At 29.7% G+C, this 2553-nt stretch carries 2 protein-coding genes; both read left to right on the top strand.

The features are described from left to right. Nucleotides 1–2028, top strand: a 2028-nt coding sequence (locus tag ACWIX0_RS13255; protein ID WP_454174456.1) for a DUF5675 family protein, incomplete at its 5' end; no start/stop codon positions are given. Next, nucleotides 2028–2495: a hypothetical protein gene (locus tag ACWIX0_RS13250; protein ID WP_454174455.1), complete on the top strand. Its 468-nt coding sequence runs from the start codon at nt 2028–2030 to the stop codon at nt 2493–2495. The genes ACWIX0_RS13255 and ACWIX0_RS13250, both read left to right, overlap by 1 nt. Nucleotides 2496–2553: the final 58 nt, after the last annotated feature.

Raw genomic sequence — 2553 nt, 5'->3', positions numbered from 1 at the left:
CGCTGGGCGTTTAAGATAGTAGATAATAGCTATCACGGCAGAAAAGCAACTACGGGCAGATTAAAAGATAAGACAAATCAAAGTGAGCCTTTTCCACCACTTACCAATAAAATATCCAACATAAACCTTACAGATAAGAATCATAAACAATTAGATTCTATCCCAACCAACAAAGATTATGTAGAGATAGAGGGAAAATATGGCACTATTTTAGAATTAAAACTTGCTGATTTGTTTGATGAAAAATTATTAAATCCAAACAACAAAGAAACACTAGTCAATAGAAATATCATATTTTTTGCTTATGATAAGAATGTAGGAATCAATACAAGCGATGACATAAAACATAACGCCTATTGCATATATAACGATAATGACAAAAAAGGCACAGCAAAGGAAGTATATGCAGATAGAATCACTTCTATAGAATTAAAAATTATTGAAACAAGATTTAGGTTGGAATTTGATGGCAATGTGCTAGTATTTTTGGAAAACGAAAGAGAAATTATACATAAACCAGCTAGAAGTGGAATGCCACTAAATAATCTAAAAGCAGATTCTAAAGAAAATATGGAAAGAAAAAGATTTGCCCTGCCAGATATCAACAATCAAAGTTTTTACTATGATTTATATTTACATAAACAAGATTCAACAAAGCCTTTAGAGGAAGGCAAATATTATCTTAAAATAGAAAATGTAATTAGTTTGCTTGATTATTACATATTAAACAAAAATAACGATGATTTAGGCAAATATAAGATTTCATTGTATAATGATAAAAATATGACAAACACAAATACCACAAGCACATCATACACCATTCACGGAGGCAAAGAGTTAGGCGATACTAAAGGCATTGATTTAGCAAATAATGCAAAAGATTTCTTTGAAGTATTAAAACAATATGTTAAAAATACTAAAATCGCCATTCCACTTAATGTCCAATACCAAAAACGCATTTTAATCACAATAGAAAGATTCAAACAAACTACCGAATCTACAAAGAGCAGAATGAATATATTTATCGATGGTAATAGGGTGGATTCAAAAGGCAATATAACAGACAAACTGCAAAATTCATCACTTAATCAAACCAATCCTTATGCTTACATACTAGAACGCAATGGACCTGATTGCATAGGTGGAGAGTTAAAGCTACGAATCCCTGAAGGGAGGTATGGGGTAATGGAATGGAATATTGAAACAGGTAATGAAACTAGAAACAATACAATAAAACTTACCAATAATTTTGTTTATAAAGATAGAAATATACTTATCCATAATGGTAATACACCAAAAAATAGCGATGGTTGTTTGCTGATAAACAAAAAAAATGATGATATTGATGATATTTTATCTGATAGCAATACAATCAAAAAAGCATTTTATGACGCCTTGCGCGACCAAAATGGAGTTATTAAAAAATATTTTAATGGCATAAATAAAGATGAAATTATTGAGCATATTGAAATAAGGATTAGGAATGTGTTTGAAATAAATAATGATTTGAGCGGTATTGAGATAGTAGGAAAAAATGGATTAGATATAAGTCTTATAACAGAGTATTCTAAAAATATATTAAGAGAAATTGGTAGAGATTCAAATAACTCCGTTATTACCATTACAGATGTGGCAAGAACACCTAAAGACCAAGCAAATAGAATGTATAATATGATTCAGCAAAATAGTATAAACAAAGTAAAGCAAACCTACAAAAAACAAGTGCATTCAGTGATTGACATTTACGAAGACCTTGCTAATCAAGACAAAACAAAAACCGATATTTTGAATGCAATGGAGCAAAAAATTAAAAGGTTAATACTATTGGGTCGTTTTCAGCATTGCCAAGATTTTGACATTAAAAATACTTTTGATATTTCTGTGCTATCACTTAAAAATGCCAACAAATTCTATGAAGTAGCTAAAAAATATGAAGATACACATCGGGATTTTAAGATTATCGATGAAAGTAAAAATAAAGAAAAATGTTACCATATAGAAATAACCCAACCCATAAAGGAAAAATAATGACAAAAATTCTACTAGCCTTTACATTTATAGCAATGGGACTTTATGCAGATTTTTATGACAAACAACCAAAACCAGCAGAGCAAAATTGTAATGTTATATGTGAAAAATGTGGATTTTATGGAAGGCAAACGGATGATTATTATGAGCGACTTAAAGCCTCTAATGATAGCAACGAATCTTTTTATGATGGAATGGAGCATTGGACTAACTACCTTTATAATACAATGGAATATTTAGATGCCAACAAAATAGATTCAAGTTTTTATGTGTTTTCAGTAGAAAAATGTCCAATTCTTATATTTGAAACAGGCTCTTTAGAAGTCAGTAAAATCGATAGCCCATTTATTTTTATCCTTTATCAAAAAGGTAAAAGCCCATATATTATCAAAGATATTACAATGCCAGAAAACGAAATTAACGCATATTTTGGAATCACAAGTCCAATATATCCAAATAATGAGTAGCAAAATGAAAAAACTAATTTTAACGCTACTATGTTGCGTTGCATTAAATGCAGACGAA

The organism is Helicobacter sp. T3_23-1059 (assembly GCF_053654515.1).
Note: the sequence above shows the minus strand (reverse complement) of the source record. Positions and strands in the feature narration are given on the sequence as shown.

What these genes read in the sequence shown, in the direction of transcription:
- ACWIX0_RS13250 (WP_454174455.1), top strand. Translation starts at nt 2,028, where the DNA reads ATGACAAAAATTCTACTAGCCTTTACATTTATAGCAATGGGACTTTAT.